Origin of the sequence: Roseovarius salincola, assembly GCF_026891095.1 — a bacterium.
Classification (GTDB): domain Bacteria; phylum Pseudomonadota; class Alphaproteobacteria; order Rhodobacterales; family Rhodobacteraceae; genus Roseovarius; species Roseovarius salincola.
In genome coordinates this window covers 195,593-219,392 of record NZ_JAPTNL010000004.1, presented here as the reverse complement: position 1 = coordinate 219,392, position 23,800 = coordinate 195,593, and the positions used below count along the sequence as shown (strand labels likewise).

The 23,800-nt window shown below is 64.5% G+C and carries 26 protein-coding genes; 15 read left to right on the top strand and 11 right to left on the bottom strand.

Annotated elements, in window-relative coordinates:
• Nucleotides 1-69: 69 nt before the first annotated feature.
• The 4 genes from N5A93_RS07705 to guaD form a co-directional block, all read right to left on the bottom strand.
• The gene (locus tag N5A93_RS07705) at nucleotides 70-384 is read right to left on the bottom strand and encodes a hypothetical protein (protein WP_268954493.1); all 315 of its coding nucleotides are present in this window, start codon (nucleotides 382-384) and stop codon (nucleotides 70-72) included.
• A gap of 140 nt (nucleotides 385-524) precedes the next feature.
• Nucleotides 525-1,907 carry a tyrosine-type recombinase/integrase gene (locus tag N5A93_RS07700; protein WP_268954492.1) on the bottom strand — a complete coding sequence of 461 codons (1,383 nt, stop codon included), beginning with the start codon at nucleotides 1,905-1,907 and terminating at the stop codon, nucleotides 525-527.
• On the bottom strand, nucleotides 1,907-2,353 hold the full coding sequence (locus N5A93_RS07695; RefSeq protein ID WP_268954491.1) for a hypothetical protein: 447 nt from the start codon (nucleotides 2,351-2,353) through the stop codon (nucleotides 1,907-1,909). The genes N5A93_RS07700 and N5A93_RS07695 overlap by 1 nt, the downstream gene beginning before the upstream one ends.
• 287 nt (nucleotides 2,354-2,640) lie before the next feature.
• On the bottom strand, nucleotides 2,641-3,933 hold the full coding sequence (gene guaD, locus N5A93_RS07690) for a guanine deaminase (RefSeq protein WP_268954490.1): 1,293 nt from the start codon (nucleotides 3,931-3,933) through the stop codon (nucleotides 2,641-2,643).
• 135 nt (nucleotides 3,934-4,068) lie between these two features.
• On the opposite strand from guaD, the gene mgtE reads away from it, so the two are divergent.
• From mgtE to N5A93_RS07665, 5 genes are all read left to right on the top strand, one after another.
• Nucleotides 4,069-5,463 (top strand): magnesium transporter, encoded by a 1,395-nt coding sequence (mgtE, locus tag N5A93_RS07685; protein ID WP_268954489.1) that lies wholly within the window; start codon nucleotides 4,069-4,071, stop codon nucleotides 5,461-5,463.
• Complete coding sequence (locus N5A93_RS07680; RefSeq protein WP_268954488.1) at nucleotides 5,460-6,026, top strand: 5-formyltetrahydrofolate cyclo-ligase; 567 nt, start codon at nucleotides 5,460-5,462, stop codon at nucleotides 6,024-6,026. Before mgtE ends, N5A93_RS07680 begins: the two co-directional genes overlap by 4 nt.
• Nucleotides 6,013-6,483 (top strand): OsmC family protein, encoded by a 471-nt coding sequence (locus N5A93_RS07675; RefSeq protein ID WP_268954487.1) that lies wholly within the window; start codon nucleotides 6,013-6,015, stop codon nucleotides 6,481-6,483. Before N5A93_RS07680 ends, N5A93_RS07675 begins: the two co-directional genes overlap by 14 nt.
• Before the next feature lie 62 nt (nucleotides 6,484-6,545).
• Complete coding sequence (locus N5A93_RS07670; RefSeq protein ID WP_268954486.1) at nucleotides 6,546-7,358, top strand: TIGR00282 family metallophosphoesterase; 813 nt, start codon at nucleotides 6,546-6,548, stop codon at nucleotides 7,356-7,358.
• A gap of 150 nt (nucleotides 7,359-7,508) precedes the next feature.
• Nucleotides 7,509-9,287 carry an SLC13 family permease gene (locus N5A93_RS07665; RefSeq protein WP_268954485.1) on the top strand — a complete coding sequence of 593 codons (1,779 nt, stop codon included), beginning with the start codon at nucleotides 7,509-7,511 and terminating at the stop codon, nucleotides 9,285-9,287.
• A 28-nt stretch (nucleotides 9,288-9,315) separates the two neighbouring features.
• On the opposite strand, the gene N5A93_RS07660 is transcribed toward N5A93_RS07665, so the two are convergent.
• From N5A93_RS07660 to N5A93_RS07650, 3 genes are all read right to left on the bottom strand, one after another.
• Entirely contained in the window at nucleotides 9,316-10,152 is an 837-nt protein-coding gene (locus tag N5A93_RS07660; protein ID WP_268954484.1) for a 5-bromo-4-chloroindolyl phosphate hydrolysis family protein, read from the bottom strand.
• A 10-nt stretch (nucleotides 10,153-10,162) separates the two neighbouring features.
• On the bottom strand, nucleotides 10,163-10,366 hold the full coding sequence (locus tag N5A93_RS07655; protein ID WP_268954483.1) for a hypothetical protein: 204 nt from the start codon (nucleotides 10,364-10,366) through the stop codon (nucleotides 10,163-10,165).
• 112 nt (nucleotides 10,367-10,478) lie between these two features.
• Nucleotides 10,479-12,260: an SLC13 family permease gene (locus N5A93_RS07650; RefSeq protein WP_268954482.1), complete on the bottom strand. Its 1,782-nt coding sequence runs from the start codon at nucleotides 12,258-12,260 to the stop codon at nucleotides 10,479-10,481.
• A gap of 124 nt (nucleotides 12,261-12,384) precedes the next feature.
• On the opposite strand from N5A93_RS07650, the gene N5A93_RS07645 reads away from it, so the two are divergent.
• Nucleotides 12,385-13,134: a YebC/PmpR family DNA-binding transcriptional regulator gene (locus N5A93_RS07645; protein WP_268954481.1), complete on the top strand. Its 750-nt coding sequence runs from the start codon at nucleotides 12,385-12,387 to the stop codon at nucleotides 13,132-13,134.
• A 110-nt stretch (nucleotides 13,135-13,244) separates the two neighbouring features.
• On the opposite strand, the gene N5A93_RS07640 is transcribed toward N5A93_RS07645, so the two are convergent.
• Complete coding sequence (locus tag N5A93_RS07640) at nucleotides 13,245-13,751, bottom strand: fasciclin domain-containing protein (protein ID WP_268954480.1); 507 nt, start codon at nucleotides 13,749-13,751, stop codon at nucleotides 13,245-13,247.
• 203 nt (nucleotides 13,752-13,954) lie between these two features.
• Nucleotides 13,955-14,842: a BRCT domain-containing protein gene (locus N5A93_RS07635; RefSeq protein WP_268954479.1), complete on the bottom strand. Its 888-nt coding sequence runs from the start codon at nucleotides 14,840-14,842 to the stop codon at nucleotides 13,955-13,957.
• A 267-nt stretch (nucleotides 14,843-15,109) separates the two neighbouring features.
• Here N5A93_RS07635 and N5A93_RS07630 point away from each other — a divergent pair, with 267 nt between their 5' ends.
• Entirely contained in the window at nucleotides 15,110-15,703 is a 594-nt protein-coding gene (locus N5A93_RS07630) for a LysE/ArgO family amino acid transporter (protein ID WP_268954478.1), read from the top strand.
• Nucleotides 15,704-15,709: 6 nt separating this feature from the next.
• Here N5A93_RS07630 and N5A93_RS07625 read toward each other — a convergent pair whose 3' ends face one another.
• Nucleotides 15,710-16,927: a multidrug effflux MFS transporter gene (locus N5A93_RS07625; RefSeq protein WP_268954477.1), complete on the bottom strand. Its 1,218-nt coding sequence runs from the start codon at nucleotides 16,925-16,927 to the stop codon at nucleotides 15,710-15,712.
• A 34-nt stretch (nucleotides 16,928-16,961) separates the two neighbouring features.
• Here N5A93_RS07625 and N5A93_RS07620 point away from each other — a divergent pair, with 34 nt between their 5' ends.
• From N5A93_RS07620 to N5A93_RS07585, 8 genes are all read left to right on the top strand, one after another.
• A complete protein-coding gene (locus tag N5A93_RS07620) occupies nucleotides 16,962-17,120 on the top strand; it encodes a hypothetical protein (protein WP_268954476.1) in 159 nt (52 codons plus the stop codon).
• 10 nt (nucleotides 17,121-17,130) lie between these two features.
• Entirely contained in the window at nucleotides 17,131-18,663 is a 1,533-nt protein-coding gene (locus tag N5A93_RS07615; protein WP_268954475.1) for an acyl-CoA carboxylase subunit beta, read from the top strand.
• A 13-nt stretch (nucleotides 18,664-18,676) separates the two neighbouring features.
• Complete coding sequence (locus N5A93_RS07610; protein ID WP_268954474.1) at nucleotides 18,677-19,096, top strand: DUF6497 family protein; 420 nt, start codon at nucleotides 18,677-18,679, stop codon at nucleotides 19,094-19,096.
• Between the two features lie 214 nt (nucleotides 19,097-19,310).
• Nucleotides 19,311-19,454 (top strand): hypothetical protein, encoded by a 144-nt coding sequence (locus tag N5A93_RS07605; protein ID WP_268954473.1) that lies wholly within the window; start codon nucleotides 19,311-19,313, stop codon nucleotides 19,452-19,454.
• Between the two features lie 201 nt (nucleotides 19,455-19,655).
• Nucleotides 19,656-20,015, top strand: a complete 360-nt coding sequence (locus N5A93_RS07600; protein WP_268954472.1) for a hypothetical protein — start codon at nucleotides 19,656-19,658, stop codon at nucleotides 20,013-20,015.
• A gap of 382 nt (nucleotides 20,016-20,397) precedes the next feature.
• Nucleotides 20,398-20,607: a hypothetical protein gene (locus N5A93_RS07595; RefSeq protein ID WP_268954471.1), complete on the top strand. Its 210-nt coding sequence runs from the start codon at nucleotides 20,398-20,400 to the stop codon at nucleotides 20,605-20,607.
• Between the two features lie 117 nt (nucleotides 20,608-20,724).
• Complete coding sequence (locus N5A93_RS07590; RefSeq protein WP_268954470.1) at nucleotides 20,725-22,725, top strand: acetyl-CoA carboxylase biotin carboxylase subunit; 2,001 nt, start codon at nucleotides 20,725-20,727, stop codon at nucleotides 22,723-22,725.
• Nucleotides 22,726-22,729: 4 nt separating this feature from the next.
• A complete protein-coding gene (locus tag N5A93_RS07585) occupies nucleotides 22,730-23,272 on the top strand; it encodes a hypothetical protein (protein WP_268954469.1) in 543 nt (180 codons plus the stop codon).
• Between the two features lie 13 nt (nucleotides 23,273-23,285).
• Here N5A93_RS07585 and N5A93_RS07580 read toward each other — a convergent pair whose 3' ends face one another.
• A complete protein-coding gene (locus tag N5A93_RS07580) occupies nucleotides 23,286-23,708 on the bottom strand; it encodes a DUF4174 domain-containing protein (RefSeq protein WP_268954468.1) in 423 nt (140 codons plus the stop codon).
• Nucleotides 23,709-23,800: the final 92 nt, after the last annotated feature.

The following is a 23,800-nucleotide window of genomic DNA, read 5'->3' as shown; positions in this document are numbered from 1 at the left end:
TAAGCAGTTCGTCCAGGATTTCTTTCGAGATGGTCATGCATGCTTCCTTTTGGTGAAGCATGAACCGGATCAGTCATACACAAAAGATCGGACACTCTCTTCGCCGTTCAAGCCTCTGATGCCGCGTTCTCGAAGACCTATATTCAGGCTTATGAAATCTGGATCAACACAGCTGGAGCGTTGGCAGTCATTTCGATTGCGAGCGACTATTTTCAGTATCTTTGCGCATACCTGTCTGTGAAGCATGCTTTGAAAAGGAAGGAGCAAGGCTACAAGTTCAACAGAAACCATCCCGCCTATCTTTTGCAAACGACGTTTTTCATCATCAAGCAGGTTACCGTGGGACTTGGTGCGATTGCCATTGCCACGACCTTCGCGCTTCACATTTTTCTTAATTAGGTCGATTTCTTTAATGGCAAACCTAACCCAAGAGTGTCAAAGGTAGACCGCGATCTGCATCCCTTTGAACAGCAATGCGCCAGAGCGGGAAACGCGCGCAGGCTGCCTCAAGCGCATATAGTAGGTCAGACCACCGCCCTTCTGCTCTTCAGCGCAGAGACCTTTGCCGCCTGTCGTTCGAGCTTCACCTGCGACTTGTAGTAGACGCTCTCGATGACCTGCTCGGTTGCCCCGACATAGTCGGCGACTTCCCTGGCAGTCCAGCCCTCGACGTCGCGCAGTTCCGTGATCCTGCTCGCCCGCACGGCGCGGTGCGGCGTGATCTTGTCGTCGTATGACCGGCCCTCGTTGACACCTGACATGTCCAGGATCGTGTTAAAGGCGGCATCGTACGATACCCTGTGGGCCTCGTCGGGTGTTTTCGCGCGGATGCTCGGGAAGACGTAATCCTGCTTACGTGGAGGGCGGCCCCAGCGCGCCGTGCGGCGCTCTTTGACGGCCTTCAGGATGTTGACCGCGTCGGGCGTCAGCACCTGGACGTGCTTGGTGCGTTGCTTGCGGTCGTCCTCGTAGATGGTCCAGGTTGGCGTTTCAGCCTCCAGGTCGATCTCGCCCCAGCGCGCCTGCTTCCACTCCTTCATACGACCGGCGGCGAGGTAGCACAGTTCGATCATGCTGGCCGTCTCGACCGCCACGGCACGGTGTCGCCCGGTGCGCTTGTGCTTGGTCCCCTGCTTGCCGCCACGGCCTTCAACGAAGTCCCTGAGCGCCTGGTGGAAGCGGTCGCACTCCTCGGTTGACATCGCTCCCTCCTTGGGTGGGTTGTTCTTAAGCTTCTTGCCATCGAATATGTCGGTCCTGACGTCTAGGCCGTATTCGGTCGCGGCATGCGTCAGCACCATCTTGACGAAGCTGCGTGCGGACTTCGCTGCCTCGTGGCCGGGGTGACGGCCCGCTACGCGTCCGCCGACGTCGCCCCTCTTATCGCGCTTGCCAGACGCCTTCCGCGCGTCGTCGATGACGTGGTCCAGGAACGCGCTACCCTCGCTCTTGTTCAACTCGGTTACTGGTAGGTTACCCCAGAATGCGGTCGCTCTATTGAGCGCCACCTTCGCCTGCTTACCGGCATCGGCATAGGGGTCGTTCTCGGCGCGATAGGCGAGGTAGGCGTCGCCCAGGTCACCGATGGTCGTCGGTGCATTCTGACGCGCATGACCGGGACGGTGCGTCCTGAGCTTGGCCTCCTCGGCGATCTCGTAGGCGCGCTGACGAAGCTTGCTCAGCGACCCACCGCTTGCGAAGTAGCCGACCATGCCCTTCGCGATCTCGCGCTTCAGCTGCTTTCCGTCGACGCACACTTTCAGAGTGATGGTGACATCGCCGTTCTTGGCGGCCCGCGCCAAGAGCGTCCCTGCGCCATATCCGCCGTAGCCAGCATCGGAGATGACCTCCCCGGGCTTGAGCTTCAGCAGGCACTCCTTGGTGAAGTTCTTCCGCGTCGCAGCCATCAGTTGTCCTCCGTCTTCGTCGGCACCGGGGCAACCACTATCGTCTCGGCGCGCGTGGCCTGGGCGAGCGCCTTTTCCCTGCGCATCTCGGCGAGGCGCTTGCGGCGACCTTGGAAGAAGTCGATGCTGCCTCCGCCAAGTTTCAACCCTTCGTTCCGGGGCTGCGAGACGACCGGGGGATAGATGCTGGTCGGTCGAGCTGCCGGGGTCGGAAGACTGATGTAAGACGCGGCGGGTGCAGGGAGCGCGGGCGGGACGGGTGCAGGGAGCGCGGGCGCGGGCGCGACCGTGAGCGCTGCGGCGCTGGTCGCCAGGAAGTTCCGGCGGCTCATTTCTGTCAGACGGTCGGCGGGGCCGGTGTCACCGTGCTTCAGTGATCGGAGCGCGTTGAAGATCGCACGCTTGTCTGCGCGCGCCTGCTGTCGGGTATAGGTTTCGTCGGTCATGGTGGGCCATCTCTTTTGTTGCCCGCCCCATTGCCTGGGGCTGCCGCGTCCTCCCTGATTGGAGAGCCACCGTGGCGGAGATCGCTCGGTTGGCAGCGGGCCATGCCCGCATTCAAAACGCTAAGAATTTATAACTGTGTCGCAGCAAATTGGCAAGCCTAGTGGCACAGTTCGTGGCACACTTTCCTGTGCCACAGAGTTACTAGAGATGACTACCAGTTACCTAGATGAGCAACTGGCATAGAATTGGGTTTATAAAAAACCTTTTGAAAGCAATTCATTATTGGTCATTGAGGATCATAAGGCCACCCTGCGATCCAGACCTGGCGGATGGCGCGATCGTCGCCCATCATGATGGTGGGGAAGACCGCCTCCCAGATGTCATCGGCGCGGGCATGGCGCTGGGCGATGGCGGGGGTCGAGGCGAGGTCGAGGATGACGAGGTCGGCCTCCAGCCCCGGTGCGATATTGCCGATGCGGTCCTGCATGTGGAGCGCGGCGGCGCCGGCGCCGGTCGCGAGCCAGAGAAGTTGGGCGGGATGGAGCGCGGTGCCGGTCAGTTGCGCGATCTCGTAGGCGGCGGCCATGGTGCGCAGCATCGAGAAGCTGGAGCCGCCGCCGGTATCGGTGGCGAGGCCGATCCGCTGGCCTTCGGACAGGCGCTGGCCGATATCGAAGAGGCCCGAGCCGATGAAGCTGTTGGAGGTCGGGCAGTGGATGAGCGCGGCGCCGGATTCGGCGAGGCGGGCGGTTTCGCGCGGCGCGAGGTGGATGGCATGGCCAAAGAGCGCGCGTTCGCTGAGGAGCCCGTGGCTTTCATAGACATCGAGATAGTCGCGCGCCTTCGGGAAGAGCCGTTTTACCCAGGCGATTTCCTCAATCTGTTCGCAAAGATGGGTCTGCATCAGGCAATCGGGATGCGCCGCCCAGAGCGCCCCGAGCGCATCGAGTTGTTCGGCGCTGGAGGTGGGGGCGAAGCGCGGGGTGATCACATAGGAGAGCCGGTCCACCCCATGCCAGCGGGCGATCAGCGCGGCGCTGTCGTCATGGGCGCTTCGGGCGCTGTCGCAAAGCCCGGGCGGGGCGTTGCGGTCCATGCAGGTCTTGCCGGCGGCGGCGCGCAGGCCGCGCGCGCGGGCCGCGGTGAAGAAGGCATCGACGCTGGCGGGATGCGAGGTGCAGAAGCTGACCGTGGTGGTGGTGCCGTGGGCCAGTGTGAGGTCGAGGTAGCGTTCGGCGATCCGGGCGCCGTAGGCGGGATCCGAGAGGCGCATTTCCTCGGGAAAGGTGTAATCGTTCAGCCAGTCGATCAGGCGTTTGCCCCAGCTGGCGATGATCGCGGTTTGGGGATAATGGGCATGGGCGTCGATGAAGCCTGCGCAGATCAGATGGCCGTCATGGCGGTCAACCTGTGCATCGGGCGCAGCCGCGCGAAGATCATCAATCGCGCCGCTGGCGGCGATATGGCCGTCGCGGATCAGCACGGCCTCGCTGATGCGGGCGGATTGCGCGGCGGGGTTGGTCAGGGGATTCGCATGAAACGAGAGCACATGGCCGGTGAGGATGGTGTCGCGGGGCATCTGCGTGCCTTCTGCTGGAGGGGCGATCGGGCCGGACGATAGGGCAGCGGGCGGGCGTGGTAAATCGGGCATTATGATTGTTTTCCGCGCGCGGCTTCATTAGTTCTGCATCCAGGCGTAGCGGCGGAGGGTCTCATGGCGGAAGACGAGCATCTGGCAGAGGCCGAGGGCGAACGCGAGGACAGCGCTTATGCGCTCAATCCGCAGGCGGTGGCGCGGATGATCTATGCGGTCGATATCGACGACCGCGCGCTGCTGCTGAGGGAAATGTCCGGGCTGCACCCGGCCGATATCGCCGACCTTCTGGAGCAGATCAACGCCTTTGACCGGCGCCGCCTGATCGAGCTTTACGGGCCGGATTTCGATGGCGATGTGCTGTCGGAACTGGATGAGGGGCTGCGCCAGGAGGTGATCGCCCTTCTGCCGCCCGATGTTCTGGCCGATGCGGTGCGCGACCTGGATTCGGACGATGTGGTCGATCTGGTCGAGGATCTGGAGGATCACGAGCAGGAAGCGATCCTGAGCGCGCTGGAGGCGGGCGACCGGCTGGCGGTGCAGAAATCGCTGACCTATCCGGAATATTCCGCCGGCCGCCTGATGCAGCGCGAAGTGGTGATGGCGCCCGAGCACTGGAATGTGGGCGAGGCGATCGACTATCTGCGCGACCAGGAGGATCTGCCGGATCAGTTCTATCACATCATCCTGGTCGATCCGCGGCTGCGCCCGGTGGGCAATGTCACGCTGGGCAAGCTGATGGCATCGCGCCGCGAGGTGCTTTTGAAGGACCTGGTGGAGGAGACCTTTCACACCATTCCCGTCACCCAGGCCGAGGCCGATGTGGCCTATGCGTTCAACCAGTATCACCTGATCTCGGCGCCGGTGGTGGACGAGGATGACCGGCTGGTCGGCGTCATCACCATCGACGACGCCATGGCGGTGCTGGACGAGGAGCACGAGGAGGACATCCTGCGCCTTGGCGGGGTGGGCGATGAATCGAGCCTCTCGGACCGGGTGATGACGACGGCGCGGGGGCGCGCGGTGTGGCTGTTCGTGAACCTGTTGACGGCGATCCTGGCCTCGGTCGTGATCGACCAGTTCGCCGATACGATCGACCAGATGGTCGCGCTGGCGGTGCTGATGCCGATCGTGGCCTCGATGGGGGGCAATGCGGGCACCCAGACCATGACCGTTGCGGTGCGGGCATTGGCCACGCGCGATTTGACGGCGCAGAACGCGCTGCGGGTCATTCGCCGCGAGGTGGTGGTGGGTGCACTGAATGGGGTTTTGTTCGGCTGCCTGATGGCGCTGGTTGCGGGGGTCTGGTTCGGGGTGCCGATGCTGGCGGCGGTGATCGCGCTGGCGATGATCATGACGCAGATCTGTGCCGCGCTGGGGGGGATCGTCATTCCGATGGGCCTGTCGCGGATCGGGATCGATCCGGCGCTGGCCTCGGGGCCGTTCGTGACCACGATCACCGATGTGGTCGGGTTCTTCGCCTTTCTGGGGCTGGCGTCGATGGTGTTGCTGTGAGCGATCTGCAAGAGGTCAAGCAACGCGCCCGCAAGGCGGCGTTCGCGCGGCGCAAGGCGGCGCATGAGGCATCCGGGCCGGGCGAGGCGGCGCTGTTGTCGGGGGTGCTGGCGGGGTATCGCGGGGTGCCTGTGGCGGGCTACATGGCGATCCGTTCGGAGATTGACCCGCTGGCGGCGATGGAGGAGGCGGCGGCGCATGGGCCGGTGGGCGTGCCGGTGATCGCGGGTCCTGGGATGCCCCTGACATTTGCGCGCTGGACGCCTGGTTGCGCGCTTGAACCGGGGCCGTTCGGGGCGATGATCCCGGCCCAAGGCGAGGTCATGACCCCCGAGATCGTGATCGTGCCGCTGGTGGCCTTTGACCGGCGCGGCGGGCGGCTGGGCTATGGCGGGGGTTTTTATGACCGCACGCTGGAACTGCTGCGCGCGGCGCGCCCGACCATGGCGATCGGGTTCGCCTATGGTGCGCAGGAGGATGACGCCTTGCCGCTCGAGGCGACCGACCAGCCGCTGGACATGGTGGTGACTGAATCCGAGGTGATCGAGATTGGCCGAGCATGACTATAGCGCCCGCGTGGTGTGGACCGGTAATCGCGGCGAAGGGACGGCGCATTACAACGCCTACGCGCGCAGCTGGAACGTGGAGACGCCGGGCAAGCCGGTGATCCGCTGCTCGAACGACCCGCTGCTGGGGGGTGATCCGGGGCTGCATAATCCCGAGGACATGCTGATCGCGGCGCTGAGCGCCTGCCACATGCTGTGGTATCTGCATTTCGCGTCGGATGCGGGGATCGCGGTGGCGGGATATGAGGATGAGCCGCTGGCGGTGGGCGAGACGGACGCGGGCGGCGCGAGCCGCTTTCTGAGCGCCACGCTGCGGCCCCGGATCACGGTGCCCAAGGGCACCGACCTTGCGGCGGCGGATGCGCTGCACGGGCGCATCCACGCGGTCTGTTTCATCGCGCGCTCGGTCAATTTCCCGGTGAAGATCGCCGCGCGCTATCGCGTTTCGGGCTGAGGGGAGCGCGGCCTGCAACAGTGCTCTTGCCCTTCGGGGCTGCGGGACATACCACCTGTGCCATGAGAATTCTGTTTCTGGGCGATGTCGTGGGCCGTGCGGGGCGGTCTGCGGTGGCCGATACCCTGCCAAGGCTGCGCGAAGAGTGGCGGCTGGATTTCGTCGTGGTGAATGGCGAGAACGCCTCGGGGGGGATGGGGCTGACCGGCGACCATGCGCGGGCGTTGCTGGCGAGCGGCGCGGATGTGCTGACGCTGGGCGATCATGCTTTCGATCAGAAGGACATGATGCAATTCATCGAGAGCGAGCCGCGTGTCGTGCGGCCGCTCAACTATGCCAAGGAGGCGCCGGGGCGCGGGCACGGGGTGTTCCAGGATGCGCGCGGGCGCAAGGTGCTTGTCTGCCAGGTGCTGGGGCAGGTCTTCATGAAGCGCTGCTTTGACGATCCGTTCTCGGCGGTGGACGCGGTGTTGCGCGCGCATCCGCCGGGGGGCGTGGTGCAGGCCGCGCTGGTGGATGTGCATTGCGAGGCGACATCGGAAAAGATGGCGATGGGGCATTTCTGCGCCGGGCGGGCGAGCATGGTGGTGGGCACCCATACCCATGTGCCGACCGCAGATGCGCAGATCCTGTCCGGCGGCACCGCCTTTCAGAGCGATGCGGGCATGTGCGGGGATTACGATTCGGTGATCGGCATGGACAAGACCGAGCCGATGCGGCGCTTTATCGGCGGCATGGCGCGGGGCCGGTTTCAGCCGGCGATGGGCGATGTGACCCTGTCGGGGCTTTATGTCGAGACCGATGACCGGACCGGCAAGGCGACCCGCGTCGAGATGGTGCGCCAGGGCGGACGCCTGGCGCAGTCGGGGCCGTGAGCGCAAGGGCGCGCGGCTGCGCGCAGCGATGCGCAGAAGGGTGCGCAGAAGGGTGCGACGCCGGATGCCTCTTGCTCCTGTTGGCGCCATGCGGGATCATGAGACGGTGTGCGATGACGCCCTGAACGGCGCGGGTAGCGGGTGGTAGCGATGGATTTTCTAGCGATGTCCCAGACGGGCCAGGGTATCAGCGCGCTGGTCGTGATGGCGGTGATGTTCGCCTTTTTCGTGCGCGAGATCTATCCGCCCGAAGTGGTCGCGCTTGGCGGCGCGGCGGTCATGCTGACGCTGGGGCTGGTGCCCTATGAAACGGCGCTTCAGGTGCTGGCGAACCCGGCGCCCTGGACGATCGCGGCGATGTTCATCGTCATGGGGGCGCTGGTGCGCACCGGGGCGCTGGACCTGTTGACGGGGTTTGCCGACCGGCTGGCACGGACCAGCCCGCGCATGGCGATCGCGGTCTTGATGGGGGCGGTGGTGCTGGCCTCGGCGATCATGAACAACACCCCGGTCGTGGTGGTGATGATCCCGGTTTTCGTGCAGCTTTCCAAAACCTTGAACCAGACCGCCAGCAAGCTGCTGATCCCGCTCAGCTATGCGGCGATCATGGGGGGCACGCTGACATTGGTGGGGACATCGACCAACCTTCTTGTGGATGGTGTGGCGCGCAGCGCCGGAATGACGCCCTTTGGCATTTTCGAGGTCACGCCGATGGCCGCGATTGTGGTGCTGTGGGGGCTGCTGTTTCTGACGATCTTCGCCCCGATGCTGCTGCCGGACCGCGACAGCATGGCGACGATGCTGTCGGACCGTTCGAAGATGAAGTTCTTCACCGAGGCCGTGATCCCGCCCGACAGCAACCTGATCGGGCGCGAGGTGAATGGCGTGCAGCTGTTCAGGCGCGAGGGCGTGCGCCTGATCGACGTGATCCGGGGCGACCAGTCGCTGCGGCGCGACCTCAAGGGGGTCGAGTTGCAGGTTGGCGACCGGGTGGTGCTGCGCACGCAGATGACCGAATTGCTGAGCCTGCAACGCGACAAGAGCCTCAAGCGCGTGGACCAGGTGTCGGCGGTCGAGACCACCACGGTGGAGGTGCTGATCACGCCGGGCTGCAAGATGGTCGGGCGCACGCTGGGCGCGCTGCGCCTGCGGCGGCGCTATGGCGTCTACCCGCTGGCGGTGCACCGGCGCAGTCAGAACATCGGGCGGCAATTGGATGATCTGGTGGTGCGGGTCGGCGACACGCTGCTTTTGGAGGGCGCGCCCGAGGACATCCAGCGCCTTTCGCGCGAGATGGATCTGGTGGATGTCACCAAACCGTCGGCGCGGGCGTTCCGGCGTGGCCATGCGCCGGTGGCGGTGGCGGCCCTGCTCGGGGTCGTGGTGCTGGCGGGTCTTGGGATCGCGCCGATCCTGCCGCTGGCGGTGATCGCGGTGGCGGTGGTGCTGCTGACGCGCTGCATCGATGCGGACGAGGCGTTTTCCTTTGTGGATGGCCGGTTGCTGGCGCTGATCTTCGGGATGCTGGCGATCGGCGCGGCGCTGGATCATACTGGCGCCGTTGCGCTGATCGTCGATGCGGTGATGCCGGGGCTGGTCGGGTTGCCGCCTTTCCTGGTCGTGCTGGCGGTGTTCCTGCTGACCACCACGCTGACCGAGATGGTCAGCAACAACGCGGTGGCGGTGGTGGTGACGCCGATCGCCATCGGGCTGGGTCAGGCGATGGGGGTCGACCCGCGCCCGCTTGTGATCGCGGTGATGATCGCGGCAAGCTGTGCCTTTGCGACGCCCATCGGCTATCAGACCAACACGCTGGTCTATGGGCCGGGGGGTTACAGGTTCACCGATTTCATGCGGGTGGGTGTCCCGCTCAACCTGAGTATCGCGCTGCTTTCAAGCGCACTTATTCCGCTGTTCTGGCCACTGTGATCCGTCGCTGCGCGATGCCCGCCGCGCGTCAGGGACGGCGGGACTCGGTTCTCAGCCGGCTCTGGAGCACGTCGATTTCCACATCCAGTTTCGATTTCCCGTCGTTCAGGTATTTCCGGGTGCGGGTTTCGAACTGGTCCCGCAGCCGGTCCAGCATGCCGAGGTAACGCGCCTTGGCTTCGGCGTCCGCGAGAGCGCCGTGCAGGATGGCGAAACGTTCGGTGGCGTCGCGTGCGGCGTCCAGATAGACGCCGAGCAGGCGGCGCAGATCGCGGTGGCGTTCGGGATCCTCGCGCAGAACCCGGAACAGGCGCTCGGCGCTGCGCCGCAAGCCCATGAAGCCGATGCTGACCTCGGTGTCGCCGATGGTGGCGACGCGGGCTTCGATTTCCTTCAGCACCGTCGCGGCGTTCTCAAGGGTATCGTTGACGCGCAACACCTCTTCGGCCATGGGACCGGTCACGCCCTTGTTCTTCAGCGGGTCGAGCCCGAAGGCGGCGACGAAAAGCCCCGAGGCGACAAGACCCACCAGCGCGGCCTCGGTTGTGAGACCGTGGCGGAAAAAGACCGTGGTGCCCACGGCCAGCCCCATCAGCGCCGCCGCCCCGAGCTTGAGCGGCAGCTTGGGCTTGCGGGCGATGGTCGCCGCGTCATAGGCCTGTTCGGCGCGCAGCCCCAGTGTCAGTGTCCAGATCGACGTGCCGAAGAGCAGCATCAGGAAAAGCCCCTCGACCACCGACATGGCGACACCGAAGAGGGTGGCGGACAGGAGCGGCAGGGTCGCGAAACCCAGGAACTGCGCGGATTTCAGGTTCCGCGGGTTCTTGGGAAGGCTGAAGGGAAACTCGGTTTTCTGGAACAGCATTGGCGCCCCCTCAGACAAGGCAGATACGGAAAATCAGGACAAACAGCACCAGATAGGCGGCGTTCGCGATGAACCCGCTGCTGATGAGGCCCGCTTCGAGGCTGGCGTTCACAATGGCGGCCGAGCGGTGGATCAGCCGCCGCGTGAAGCGCACAAGCTGAACAACGGCGAGGATTGCGGCGATACACGCCAGGAGATAGATAAAGTCACTCATGCAACCTTGGTAATGCGTGATTGCGGCACGGCTTTGGCACAATCCGGGCGGATCGAAGAAACATGGCCCGTTGCCGGCCCCCTGCGGGGCAGGCCCCGCCAGGACGCCGCGCCTAAAGCGGCCAGACCAGCATGATCGTGGGCACCGAGACCGCGATCACGATGATCTCGAGCGGCAGTCCCATGCGCCAGTAATCCGAAAAGCGATAGCCGCCCGGCCCCAGGATGAGCGTGTTGTTCTTGTGCCCGATGGGGGTGAGAAACGCCGATGAGGCCCCCACCGCCACGGCCATCAGGAAGGCGTCGGGCGCGGCGTCGAGCCGGTTGGCGATCTCGATCCCGACGGGGGCGGCGACGATCGCCGTGGCGGTGTTGTTGAGCACATCCGACAGCGTCATCGTCACCGCCATCAGGATCGCGAGGATGGCCCAGGCGGGCAGGTCGCCCGCCAGCCCGACAAGCTGCGAGGCGAGCAGTTCCGTGCCGCCGCTGCTGTTGAGCGCCGCGCCCAGTGGAATGAGCGAGCCCAGAAGCACCACCACCGACCATTCGATTTCGTCATAGAGATCGCGCATCGGGATGATGCCGCTCAGAACGTAGCCCACGACCACGGCGCCAAGGCCGATGGGAAGCGGGACAAGCTGCGCGGTGGCGGCGGCCACGGCAAGCGCGAAAAGGCCGATGGCCAGCCAGGCCTTTTTCTGCCGGGTGACCGACAGGCCGCGTTCGGCCAGAGGCAGGCAGCCCAGCCAGCGGATCACCTGCGGCCCGGAATCGGCGGGGGTGAGCAGAAGCAGGATATCGCCCGCCATGATCTTGGCACGGCGCAGGTTGCTTTTGATGCGCCGCCCCTGGCGTGAGATCCCCACGATCACCGAGCGCTGGCGCCAGTGCAGCCCGACCGCCTGCGCCGAGGTGTCGGCGATGCGCGCATCGCGCGGCACCACCGCTTCGGTCAGGGACAGCCCGTCGGTTTCGTCCTCGATGCGCTCGCGCCCGTCGGCATCGGTATAGGCCAGCCCGAGCGCCGCGCGGAAATCGTCGAGCGCCTCGGGCCGGGCCTCGAGAACGAGAATATCCTCGGGTTTGAGCTTGGTGCTGCGCGAGCTGCCATAGCGGCGGTTTCCGTCGCGGATCAGGCCCAGGATCGTCACATCGGCGCTGTTGGCGGCCTCGTCCAGATCGGCGAGCCGCTGGTCGACGGCATCGCTGTCCTCGGGGACCGACAGTTCGGCAAGGAAGGCCGACGTTTCCTGCAGGGCGTCGACGGGGTCCGAGGTGGCGGCGCGGTCGGGAATGAGCCGCCAGCCGATCAGCGTGATGAACGCCATGCCCGCAATGGCGGCGACCGCGCCGACCGGGGCGAAATCGAACATCGCGAAGGATTGCCCCAGCTGGTCCTCGCGGATCGAGGCGATGATGATATTGGGCGGCGTGCCGATCAGCGTGACCATGCCGCCAAGGATGGTGGCGAAGCTGAGCGGCATCAGGCTGAGGCCGGGCGCGCGCTTGGCCTTGCGGGCCGACTGGACGTCGACCGGCATCAGGAGCGCCAGTGCGGCGACGTTGTTGATGAAGCCCGACAGCACGGCACCGACGCCGCCCATGATCGCGATATGCGTGTGCAGCGAGCGCCCGCCATCCACCACCTTGCGGGTGATCATCTGCACCACCCCCGCATTGACCAGCCCCGCCGACACCACCAGCACCAGCGCCACGATGATCGTGGCCGGGTGGCCAAAGCCGGTGAACGCCGTGTCATAGGGCACCACCCCCAGCACCACCCCCAGAAGAAGCGCCGAGAACGCCACCAGATCATAGCGGTAGCGCCCCCAGATCAGCATCGCGAAAAGCCCCGCGAAAAGGCCGAGGAGAATGATCTGGTCGGTGGTCATGGCGCGCTCCCTCTGGGTCGCCATAGCCAATCCCATCGCGCGCCGGGGTGCAACCGGCTTGCGATGGCCCCCAAGGGTGCCCTATATCAGGCCAGATTCCGCGATAAAATGATCGGAGGCACGCATGGCCGGCCATTCCAAATGGGCAAATATCCAGCATCGCAAGGGGCGCCAGGACGCCGCGCGATCCAAGCTTTTCTCGAAGCTTTCCAAAGAGATAACCGTCGCCGCCAAGATGGGCGACCCGGACCCGGAAAAGAACCCCCGCCTGCGCATGGCGGTGAAGGAGGCCAAGTCCAGTTCGGTGCCCAAGGACGTGATCGACCGCGCCATCAAGAAATCGCAGGCCGGTGACAGCGAGGATTACGAGGAAATCCGCTATGAGGGCTATGGCCCCAGCGGCGTGGCGGTGATCGTCGAGGCGATGACCGACAACCGCAACCGCACCGCCAGCAACGTGCGCTCGACCTTCGGCAAGCATGGCGGCAATCTGGGCGAGACCGGCAGCGTCGGCTTCATGTTCGAGCGCAAGGGCGAGATCAGCTATCCGGCGGAAGCGGGGGATGCGGATTCGGTGATGATGGCGGCGATCGAGGCGGGCGCGGAGGATGTCGAATCCAGCGAGGACGGCCATATCATCTGGTGCGCGGATACCGATCTCAATGATGTCTCGACGGCGCTGGAGGCCGAGCTGGGGGAAAGCGAATCCACCAAGCTGGTATGGAAACCCGCGACCACGACCGAGATGGACCTTGAAGGCATGCAAAAGCTCATGCGGCTGGTCGAGGCGCTGGAAGACGATGACGACGTGCAGCGCGTCACCACCAATTTCGAGGCTTCCGACGAGGTGATGGAGCAACTGGCCGCCGAATAGGCCTGCCAGCCCCCGCCACGCGAAAACGGCGCCCTGCGGGGCGCCGTTCGTTGTTTCCGGGGGATGCGCGCAAGGGGGGCTTGCGCGGCTTCGGCCCCGGTGGCTTGCGCTCACTCGGGCAGCAGCACCTTGTCGATGACGTGGATCACGCCGTTCGATGCCATGATATCGGCGCTGGTCACGTTGGCGTCGTTCACACGCACGCCCGGCCCGTATTTGCCGCCGCGCGCGTCGATATGCACATTGCTGCCCTCGACGGTGGCGACATTCATGCGCTGGCCGGCCAACTGGTCCGATGTGACCGCGCCGGGGACGACGTGATAGGTCAGGATCTGGGCGAGCTTGTCCTTGTTTTCGGGCTCGAGAAGCGTGTCGAGCGTGCCGTCGGGCAGGGCCGCAAAGGCGGCGTTGGTGGGGGCGAAGACGGTGAAGGGGCCGTCGCTCTTGAGCGTATCAACAAGCCCTGCGGCCTGAACGGCCGTCACGAGGGTCGAAAACTCGGGGTTCGACGCGGCGATGTCGACGATATCCCGCGGCGCCTCGGTATGGGCACAGGCGGACAGCGCGCCCGCTGCGGCGGTGAAAATGGCGGCTTTGAGAAGGCTGCGGCGTTGCATGTTGTTATGTCTCCCTGACAAATATTCAATTCAAACGGGTCACGCACATTCTGCACTGGTCACGCGAACGATACGGTGCAGGATGGCGTGCGGATCAGAATTGGTGCCTATCCGGGCGATGCCCGACAGGCAGCGGCCAGCCGATGGCCGCGCGCGAGCGGACGCGGAGGGGGAGACTCCCCATCTTGGCCTTCTCGCGTTGATTACCGCGACAGGAACGCCCGGAGTTGGGCTTCGAGATAAATTCTCGGGGCAGGCCCGTCCGCCCGCATCTTGAGAGCCTTGGCGAGTTTTCCGCCGTGATGCTTGTGGGTGTAATGTGCAGACCCAACGGTTCCGATCACCACGACATCCGTCTCGCGGGTCGGGGTTCTTTGGACGATAGCCCCATAGGATTCGAGCACTTCGGAGACTTCGCTTCGCGTACCGAAGGCAAAGGCCCCTGTCAGGACGATCATGCTATCGGCGATCATCTCTTCCGTGATCTGGTCGAGGTCCTGAATTACCGGAAGCGTTTCGCTGCTTGCGATGCCGGTATCGGCATAGCTGTCGCCGACCAGACTCGTGATGAGTTCGCTGATCTCGGACGACTCGGTTGGGTCGATGATGTCATCCTCGAGAGCGTCGAGCAGAACGCGGCGCAATGATGCGACGCGGGGATCATCATCCAGATCATGTCCGGCATTTATCCGATCATTTAGAACGCGGGCTTCGGCCCCTGTGATGATGCTGTCACAGTTCACCCCGGCGCAGAAACCGAGCAGGCGGTTCGCCGACGATCGAGTGCAGGCAGGGTCGATGCTCTGGCTCCTGATCTCGGCGATCTGCGCTAGGAGATCCAGCAGTTCCCTTGATGTGTCGTGATGGCCTGCCGATGCCTCTGCAATGATTTCAAGCGCGTCTGCGTCCCGAACCTGCCGACAGATGGCTTCACACTCTGCAAGAAGCGGTTCAAGTTCGGTTTCGTCTATCCGGTTGTTGGCCAGCACGCCTTCAAGAAATCCCACGAAAAAACACTCGTTCTTCTCGGTGTTGGCTTTTTCGTGGATCGTTTGAAGAACCTCGGATTCATATGCAAGCTTACGGCTCATTTTGACCTTCCTTCACGAAGACCCCGATCTCATCTTCACAGACTAAGCGACATTTAAAGGGGCGAGCAACCATAGATTGTTTTCCTGCATTTCGCAGCGTGGAGGGATGGCAGGACCGCGCGAGGATTGTCGGGGGGATGTGGGTCGACACGCGCCGCGCAGGCGCGCGGCCTTGTCGTGCGGCCTGTCGAAAAGGCGGAACCGGCTTGCATCGGCGCCGGGCTTGTGGCCTGCATGGCGCGGTGTTTTGTCAGGAGAAATCGGTTCATGCATGCGATCGGGGCGGGGTTTGCGCTGGGGATCTCGTTGATCCTGGCGATCGGGGCGCAGAATGCGTTCGTGTTGCGACAGGGGCTGAGGCGCGAGCATGTCCTGCCGGTGGTGCTGGTCTGTGCGATCTCGGATGCGATTCTGGTGGCCGCCGGCGTGGCCGGGTTCGGCGCGCTGGCGCGCATGGTGCCGGGGCTGGAAACGGTGATGCGCTATGGTGGCGCGGCGTTCCTGGTCTGGTACGGGGCGCGTAACCTGTGGTCGGCATGGCGCGGCGGCGAGGCTCTGGAGGCGGGCGAGGGCACGGCGAGCCTTGCGCGGGCGGTGCTGACCTGTCTGGCGCTGACCTGGCTCAATCCGCATGTCTATCTGGATACGGTGGTTTTGCTGGGGTCGATCAGCACGCAATATGACGACAGGCTGGGTTTCGGTGCGGGCGCGGTGGCGGCCAGCTTCACGTTTTTCTTCACGCTGGGCTATGGCGCGCGCCTGCTGGCGCCGCTGTTTCGCCGCCCGGCAAGCTGGCGGGTGCTGGACCTGGTGGTGGGGCTGACCATGTGGGCGATCGCCGCCAAGCTGTTGGCGGGGTGACGCCGGTCAGGGCAGGATGATCCGGGTTTCGCGCCACATCACGAAGAGGATCGCGGCGATCGCCATGATCCCGGTGCTGAGCATGATCCAGAGGAGCGGGAACGCGCCCGAGCCCGGTGTCAGAAGCGCCCCCGCCAGCGCCGAAAGCGCCGCGCCGCCGCCGATCATCAGCGCCCCGGCCAGCCCGCTGGCGGTGCCCGCCAGATGCGGGCGCACCGAAAGCGCCCCGGCGGTGGCGTTGGGGATCACCATGCCATTGCCCAGCCCCATCAGGACCATCAGCCCGAAGAAGCTGACCGGGCTGCCATGGCCGGCATAGAAAACCGCGAGGTTCAGCGCGATCCCGACGGCGTTGAACAGCGTGCCCCAGAGCACCATGCGATTGACCCCGATGCGCACTGAGAAGCGGCCCGAGGCGAAATTGCCCAGCAAGTAGCCCACCGCGGGTGCGCCGAAATAGAGGCCGAGTTCCCCCGGCGCCAGCCCGAATACCCGGTCGCCCACGAAGGGCGCGCCGCCCAGATAGGCGAAGAACGACCCCGACGAGAGCGCCGAGGCCAGCGCATAGCCCCAGTAACGTTGTGAGGTCAGCAATTCGGGGTAATCGGCGATCTGCTGGCGCAGTGTCTGGCCCGAGCGCGGGGCGGTTTCGCCCAGATCGCGCCAGCTCAGCCATGTGACCAGCGCGCCCAGAATGAACAGCGCCCAGAAATTCGCCTTCCAGCCGAACAGCTCGTCGAGCACGCCGCCAAGGGCCGGGCCGAGCATCGGCACCACGGTCATGCCCATCGTCACATAGCCGATCATCGAGGCGGCCTGATCCTGCGGGACCATGTCGCGCACGATGGCGCGGCTCAGCACCATGGCGACCACGATGGTGGCCTGCGCCATGCGGAAGGTCAGGAACATGAGGGCATTGGTCGAGAGCAGGCAGCCCAGGGTCGCCAGCAGGAAGATCGCCATACCCCCAAGGATCACCGGGCGGCGACCGAGCCGGTCGGAAATCGGCCCCATCAGGATCTGCAGTGCCGCATTGACCGCCAGATACAGCGCCACCGACAGCTGCATGAGCCGGTATTCGGTGTCGAAATACTCTGTCATCCCCGGAAGGCTGGGCAGGAAAATATTCAGCGACAGGGCCGAAATGCCCGCGAGAAGGATCAGGGTGACGATATGGGGCGGGGTCGCGCGATCCAGAAAGCGCGACGCTGGCAAATCGGTCATGAAAGAGGGTTAGGCCCGCGCCCGCCGCTTGTCCATGCACAGTTATCTGTGGCGGGATGCACAATACCGGGCGGGTCTGCGCGAATTTGCAGATATTCAGCTTAGCACACCAACCTTTCCTGATATTTGCAAATTTGCCGAATTCTGCTTTGTGAAGCGGGCGGTTTTCCTTATGGTCGCTCAAAATCGCTAAGGGGAGCGCCATGAAAGACATTCTTCAGGAACTCGAGGACCGCCGCGGCGAGGCCCGTCTGGGCGGCGGCCAGAAGCGGATCGACAGCCAGCATTCCAAGGGCAAGCTGACGGCGCGCGAGCGCATCGACCTGTTGGTGGACGAAGGCAGCTTTGAAGAGTTCGACATGTTCGTCGCCCATCGCTGCACCGATTTCGGCATGGAGGACAACCGCCCTTACGGCGACGGGGTGGTGACCGGCTGGGGCACGATCAATGGCCGTCAGGTCTATGTGTTCAGTCAGGATTTCACCGTGCTGGGCGGTTCTGTCAGCGCGACCCATGCGATGAAGATCTGCAAGATCATGGACATGGCGATGCAGAATGGCGCGCCGGTGATCGGGATCAACGATTCGGGCGGCGCGCGTATTCAGGAGGGTGTCGACAGCCTTGCGGGCTATGGCGAGGTGTTCCAGCGCAATATCGAGGCCTCGGGCGTGGTACCGCAGATCAGTGTCATCACCGGGCCTTGTGCGGGCGGCGCTGTCTATTCGCCCGCGATGACCGATTTCATCTTCATGGTGCGCGACAGTTCCTACATGTTCGTGACCGGCCCCGATGTGGTCAAGACCGTCACCAACGAGCAGGTGAGCGCCGAGGAACTGGGCGGGGCCTCGACCCACACGCGCAAAAGTTCGGTTGCCGACGGGGCCTTCGAGAACGATGTTGAAGCGATGGCTGAAGTACGCCGGCTGGTGGATTTCCTGCCGCTCAACAATCGCGAATCGGTGCCGGTGCGCCCGTTCTTCGACAAGCCCGACCGCGCCGAGCCGAGCCTCGATACGCTGGTTCCGGCCAATCCGAACACGCCTTACGACATGAAGGAACTGATCACCAAGGTCGCCGATGAGGGGGATTTCTACGAGATCCAGGAGGATTTCGCCAAGAACATCATCACCGGCTTCATCCGCCTCGAGGGGCGCACGGTGGGGGTGGTGGCCAACCAGCCGATGGTGCTGGCGGGGTGCCTGGATATCGATTCCAGCCGCAAGGCGGCGCGGTTCGTGCGCTTTTGCGACTGTTTCGAGATCCCGATCCTGACCTTCGTCGATGTGCCCGGCTTCCTGCCCGGCACCAAGCAGGAGCATGACGGGGTGATCAAGCATGGCGCCAAGCTGCTCTTTGCCTATGGCGAGGCGACGGTGCCGAAGGTCACGGTGATTACCCGCAAGGCCTATGGCGGAGCCTATGTGGTGATGTCGTCAAAGCACCTGCGCGGCGATCTGAACTATGCCTGGCCGACCTCGGAAGTGGCGGTGATGGGCGCCAAGGGCGCGACCGAGATTCTTTATCGCTCGGAGCTGGGCGATGCCGAGAAGATCGCGCAGCGCACCGCCGATTACGAGGACCGCTTCGCCAATCCCTTCGTCGCCGCCGAGCGTGGCTTCATCGACGAGGTGATCCAGCCGCGCAGCACCCGCAAGCGCGTCAGCCGCGCCTTTGCGGCGCTGCGCAACAAGAAGCGCAAGCTGCCATGGAAGAAACACGACAACATCCCGCTGTGAGGGAGCGCGCGGGGTGAGGCCCCTGGGGATTCATATTCCCGCCGCGGCGCTGACGCTGGCCCTGGTGGCCGGTGCCGCCGCGGGCGAGGCGGACAAGGCGAAGGAGGAGCGCCTTGTCCTGCCCTCGGGGTTGGAGGCCACGTTTCACGAAATGCTCTGGGACCGTCCGGGGCAGGGGCTGACCTATCGTTTCCGATTCGTGGTGCCCGGATTCACCGGCGAGGAAGAGTTCGAAACTATCATGGCCGATCTTGAGCATCTGTGCACAACCTACGCGGTGCCCCGCCTGTCGCCGATCGGGCCTGAACCTGCGCAGGTCATCATATCGGTCGCCGACCGCGAATCTGTCTTCGGGGTGATCGACCCCGAGGTAAAGCAGGTGTTCGAGGCTTACAGGATCGAGAATGGCACCTGCATCTGGGAGGTTTTCTGATGCAACCACTAGATTTTGCGAAGAAAACCGCATTTCCTGCGCCAGTTGAGGCTTTGCCGCCACATACGGACGCGTTTGCGCATGCCGCATATGCATTCCAAAATAATTCCGCTATGTTGGCCATCGGTTGCACCCAAGTAACCCATACCTCGGAACTGGGGCAGATGGGGCGATTAACGCTGCGTTTGTCCGATCAAGAAGACAGGAGACACTTATGTCGAAGAGCATCAAGAGCATTCTGGCCATTGGCCTGGTTGCCTTTGTCGCTGCATGCGCACAGCAGCAGCAAGCAGAAGAAGAGTTCGTGGTCGTCGAGCCCGTATCGGAAGAGCCGGTTTACACCGGTAAGTACAAGTAATTCCGATTCGGAATTGCGGGGACAGGCCTTCGGGCCTGTCCCGTCCCCCCGCGCAAGGCTGAGCGCGTCAGGTCGCGATGTGACTCGCGCCGAACCCATCCCCGGAAAACCTGTCAGGACACCGCACCGCGCCTCGAATCGCGCGGCGAATCGCGGGTGCGTGGAAACCGGCCTGTCCGGCTTGCTGAAAGCAGGTGCGCCATGCTGAAGCATCGCGGGTTCCCCGGCCGTCTGCCGAGCACGGATTTCCAGTTCACCATCCGGCGCGCCAACCCCAAGGGGGCCACCGAGATCGTCCGGCGCGAGCGTTACCGTGACCGCAGGCCCGCCGACCGACGCGCCGATCTGGCCTTCATGGCGGCGCTTTGGGAGCATTTCGGCGAAGAGCCCTTTGAGCGCGGCAATCTGGATGCCGGGCGGCTGAGCTGGCTGTTCGGCCGCGAGGTCAAGCCCGCCGAAGACCCGTTCGATCCCGCAAGCTACGAGGCGCTTCTGGTGATCGACGTGGCCGCTGCGCGCGCCGCCTTTCCCGAGGTCTTCGAGGAGGACGAGGAATGGTGAGAGCGCAGGATGCGGTGCCGGGCGGCAGGTTCCTGCCCAAGGCACGGCGGGATACGCGAAATGCAGCCGAATTGCCGGATGGGCGCGCGCCCGGCTTGGCAGGGGCCGTGTGGCGCGGCCATGCTGACCCTGTAGTGGAGGCCCATCCCCTTCGGGCCGGGACTGATTGTCTGATCCGTTACCCTTCCCCTGACGGGCGGTGCGGCGGCCTTGTGCGCCCACCGTCCGTTTTTTCGGGGATTTCAGCGGCTTCGCCGGTCTTGCGTAGCCTTGCCCGGGGCGATGTCGGGTATGCGCAGGGTTTTGACGAAGCCGGGAACCTGGTGCATGCTAAGCGCGTTAGATTGCCAAACATAGGCGACATCACGAAAGGCAGACAGTCATGCACAGAGCATTCATCACGATCATTGCCGGGTCCGGGCTTTTCGCCCTCGCGGCATGCGGCGACAGTTTCGGCGAACAGGCCCTTCTGGGGGCCGGCGCAGGGGCGGGCACGTCGGCCGTCATCGGCGGCAGCGTCGCCACGGGTGCGCTTGTGGGCGCAGCCGGCAATGTCGCCTATTGCAAGGCCTATCCCGGCCGCTGCAGGTAATCCCGCCCGCGCCCGCGTGGCGCGCGGCAGACATGACGTGACCATCGGTGCGATCCGCGCCGGTGGTTTTTTCATTTGTGGCCCCGAAAGGCCAGTAACCGGAAGAAGGGACGAGAGATGTTCAAGAAGATCCTGATCGCCAACCGGGGCGAGATCGCCTGCCGCGTGATCAAGACGGCGCGGAAAATGGGTATCAAGACCGTTGCGATCTATTCGGATGCCGACGCGCAGGCGCTGCATGTGCAGATGGCCGACGAGGCGGTGCATATCGGCCCGCCCCCGGCGAATGAATCCTATATCGTCATCGACAAGGTGATGGAGGCGATCCGCCAGACCGGGGCCGAGGCGGTGCATCCCGGCTATGGTTTCCTGTCCGAGAACCCGCGCTTCGCCGAGGCGCTGGAGAAAGAGGGCGTCGCCTTTATCGGGCCGCCCAAGGGCGCCATCGAGGCGATGGGCGACAAGATTACCAGCAAGAAGATCGCGCAGGAGGCCGGGGTCAGCACCGTGCCCGGCGTGATGGGGTTGATCGCGGATGCCGATGAGGCGGTGAAGATCAGCGGCCAGATCGGCTATCCGGTCATGATCAAGGCCAGCGCGGGCGGCGGTGGCAAGGGGATGCGCATCGCCTGGAACGACGAGGAGGCGCGCGAGGGGTTCCAGAGCTCCAAGAACGAGGCGGCCAGCAGTTTCGGCGATGACCGCATCTTCATCGAGAAGTTCGTGACCCAGCCGCGCCATATCGAGATCCAGGTGCTGTGCGACCAGCATGGCAACGGGGTTTACCTGGGCGAGCGCGAATGCTCGATCCAGCGGCGCAACCAGAAGGTCATCGAGGAGGCCCCGAGCCCGTTTCTGGACGAGGAGACCCGCAAGGCGATGGGCGAGCAGGCGCTGAAACTGTCGCATGCGGTGGATTATGCCAGCGCGGGCACGGTGGAATTCATCGTCGATGGCGAGCGCAATTTCTATTTCCTGGAAATGAACACCCGCCTGCAGGTGGAGCATCCGGTGACCGAACTGATCACCGGCGTCGATCTGGTGGAGCACATGATCCGCGTGGCGGCAGGCGAAAAGCTGTCGCTGAGCCAGGCCGATGTGAAGCTCAATGGCTGGGCGATGGAAAGCCGGCTTTACGCCGAGGACCCCTATCGCAATTTCCTGCCCTCGATCGGGCGGCTGACGCAATATCGCCCGCCCCGGGAGCTGGACATCGAAGGCGCGGTGGTGCGCAACGATACCGGCGTCTATGAGGGCGGCGAGATATCCATGTATTACGACCCGATGATCGCCAAGCTGTGCACCTGGGGGCATACGCGCCTTGAGGCGATCGAGGGGATGCGCAATGCGCTTGATGCTTTCGAGGTCGAGGGAATCGGCCATAACCTGCCCTTCCTGAGCGCGGTGATGGACCATCCCAAATTCGTGTCGGGCGATATCACCACCGCCTTCATCGCCGAGGAATATCCCGACGGCTTCGGCGGGGTGACGCTCAGCGAGGATTCGTTGCGCCGGATCGCGGCCAGCGCGGCGGCGATGCACCGGGTCGCCGAGATCCGCCGTACCCGCGTTTCGGGGCGGATGGACAACCACGAACGCCATGTGGGCGAGACCTGGGTGGTGTCGTTGCAGGGCCGCGAATTCGCGGTGAACGTGGCCGCCGACCGCGAGGGGTCGACGGTGAGTTTCGAGGATGGCAGCACGCTGCGCGTCGCCAGCGGCTGGACACCGGGCGACAGCCTGGCGCGTCTCGATGTCGGGGGCGAACCCCTGGTGCTGAAGGTCGGCAAGATCTCGGGCGGGTTCCGTATCCGCAGCCGGGGCGCTGATCTGAAGGTGCATGTGCGCAGCCCGCGTCAGGCGGAACTGGCGGCGTTAATGCCCGAGAAACTCCCGCCTGATACATCCAGGATGCTGCTCTGCCCGATGCCCGGCCTGATCGTGTCGGTGAACGTGGCCGTGGGCGACGAGGTTCAGGAGGGGCAGGCGCTGTGCACCGTGGAGGCCATGAAGATGGAAAACATCCTGCGCGCCGAGAAGAAGGCGGTTGTTAGCAAGGTCAATGCCGGGCCGGGTGACAGCCTCGCGGTGGATGACGTGATCATGGAGTTCGAGTGAAGGGATGATCGCGGGCGGCGGGCATATGCGGGCGCAGTGGCGCGGGGCCAGGGTGGTGACCCTTGTCTCGCTGCTCGGCCTTGCATGGACCGCCGCCTGCGCGCGCGAGAGCGAGGCCGCTTTGCGCGACCGGCTGGACCAGTGGTTCGCCATTGGCGACACCCTGGCCTTCGAGGCGCGGGGCGATTGCGTGGCGGCGGTGTTCCGGCTGACCTCGGCGGATGTGAAGGCGCCGATGCCGGTGGTGTCGGACCCGATGGGGATGCTGGTGCAGCTCAAGCGCGGTGGCCGTGCGGCGCTCGATTCAAGCCGCCAGTCGCCCGATGCGGGGCTGGTGGCGCTGGCCAATGCCGAGCGCGCCACCGGCATGGCGATGCGCCGCGCCGCGCTGGAGGGGCGGACCTGCATGGACGCGGTTGCCCAGAGCGCCTTTCGCGCCGCCATCGAGGGGCCGCGCAGCGTGCTGGCCTATGACGGGGAGAATGGCACGGTCATGATGCTGGATCCGGTCACCGGCCTGCTGGTCGTCGCGATGGGGGCGCCGTGATGGGCGCGCCGCTTCAGCTGTCGCCCTGCTGCTCTTCGCGCATCTCGCGCTGGCGGATGGGCAGTTTGTCGATCGAGCGGCTGATCTCGCGCACATCCCAAGGTGCGGGTTTGCGCAGGTATATCGTGCCGTCCTTGTCCATCAGCAGCAGCATGAAGCCGCGCGGGCGGAATTGCTGGCGCAGCTCGCCGCGCGCGCCGGGGTCGGTATCGGTGATGATCACCACGTCCCGCGCATCCAGGGCATCGAGTCGGCTGGTGATGAACTCCATCTGCTGGATGAATTGCGGATCCGCGGGCGAGTCGGCGAAGACCAGAAGCGGTCGTTTGATCCAGAGGATTTCATTAAAATCCACCTCGTCGGCGGAGAAAATGATGGGTGGATCACCCGCGGCATCGCCCTCGGCGCTGTCTTGCGCGGCGATCGGTGTGGCCATCAAGGCCATGAAAACAAGAGCTATAATTTTCTGCATGGTCCTACCTGTCAGGCAAGATATAGGCGGACAAGACGCAAATGCGAAGGCTCAAT

Coding starts and splice junctions, on each gene's coding strand:
- N5A93_RS07700 (WP_268954492.1), bottom strand. CDS start 1,907: ATGGCTGCGACGCGGAAGAACTTCACCAAGGAGTGCCTGCTGAAGCTC.
- N5A93_RS07695 (WP_268954491.1), bottom strand. CDS start 2,353: ATGACCGACGAAACCTATACCCGACAGCAGGCGCGCGCAGACAAGCGT.
- guaD (WP_268954490.1), bottom strand. CDS start 3,933: ATGCCCCGCGACACCATCCTCACCGGCCATGTGCTCTCGTTTCATGCG.
- mgtE (WP_268954489.1), top strand. CDS start 4,069: ATGGCGGAAGACGAGCATCTGGCAGAGGCCGAGGGCGAACGCGAGGAC.
- N5A93_RS07670 (WP_268954486.1), top strand. CDS start 6,546: ATGAGAATTCTGTTTCTGGGCGATGTCGTGGGCCGTGCGGGGCGGTCT.
- N5A93_RS07665 (WP_268954485.1), top strand. CDS start 7,509: ATGGATTTTCTAGCGATGTCCCAGACGGGCCAGGGTATCAGCGCGCTG.
- N5A93_RS07660 (WP_268954484.1), bottom strand. CDS start 10,152: ATGCTGTTCCAGAAAACCGAGTTTCCCTTCAGCCTTCCCAAGAACCCG.
- N5A93_RS07655 (WP_268954483.1), bottom strand. CDS start 10,366: ATGAGTGACTTTATCTATCTCCTGGCGTGTATCGCCGCAATCCTCGCC.
- N5A93_RS07650 (WP_268954482.1), bottom strand. CDS start 12,260: ATGACCACCGACCAGATCATTCTCCTCGGCCTTTTCGCGGGGCTTTTC.
- N5A93_RS07645 (WP_268954481.1), top strand. CDS start 12,385: ATGGCCGGCCATTCCAAATGGGCAAATATCCAGCATCGCAAGGGGCGC.
- N5A93_RS07640 (WP_268954480.1), bottom strand. CDS start 13,751: ATGCAACGCCGCAGCCTTCTCAAAGCCGCCATTTTCACCGCCGCAGCG.
- N5A93_RS07635 (WP_268954479.1), bottom strand. CDS start 14,842: ATGAGCCGTAAGCTTGCATATGAATCCGAGGTTCTTCAAACGATCCAC.
- N5A93_RS07630 (WP_268954478.1), top strand. CDS start 15,110: ATGCATGCGATCGGGGCGGGGTTTGCGCTGGGGATCTCGTTGATCCTG.
- N5A93_RS07625 (WP_268954477.1), bottom strand. CDS start 16,927: ATGACCGATTTGCCAGCGTCGCGCTTTCTGGATCGCGCGACCCCGCCC.
- N5A93_RS07620 (WP_268954476.1), top strand. CDS start 16,962: ATGCACAGTTATCTGTGGCGGGATGCACAATACCGGGCGGGTCTGCGC.
- N5A93_RS07615 (WP_268954475.1), top strand. CDS start 17,131: ATGAAAGACATTCTTCAGGAACTCGAGGACCGCCGCGGCGAGGCCCGT.
- N5A93_RS07605 (WP_268954473.1), top strand. CDS start 19,311: ATGTCGAAGAGCATCAAGAGCATTCTGGCCATTGGCCTGGTTGCCTTT.
- N5A93_RS07600 (WP_268954472.1), top strand. CDS start 19,656: ATGCTGAAGCATCGCGGGTTCCCCGGCCGTCTGCCGAGCACGGATTTC.
- N5A93_RS07595 (WP_268954471.1), top strand. CDS start 20,398: ATGCACAGAGCATTCATCACGATCATTGCCGGGTCCGGGCTTTTCGCC.
- N5A93_RS07590 (WP_268954470.1), top strand. CDS start 20,725: ATGTTCAAGAAGATCCTGATCGCCAACCGGGGCGAGATCGCCTGCCGC.
- N5A93_RS07585 (WP_268954469.1), top strand. CDS start 22,730: ATGATCGCGGGCGGCGGGCATATGCGGGCGCAGTGGCGCGGGGCCAGG.
- N5A93_RS07580 (WP_268954468.1), bottom strand. CDS start 23,708: ATGGCCACACCGATCGCCGCGCAAGACAGCGCCGAGGGCGATGCCGCG.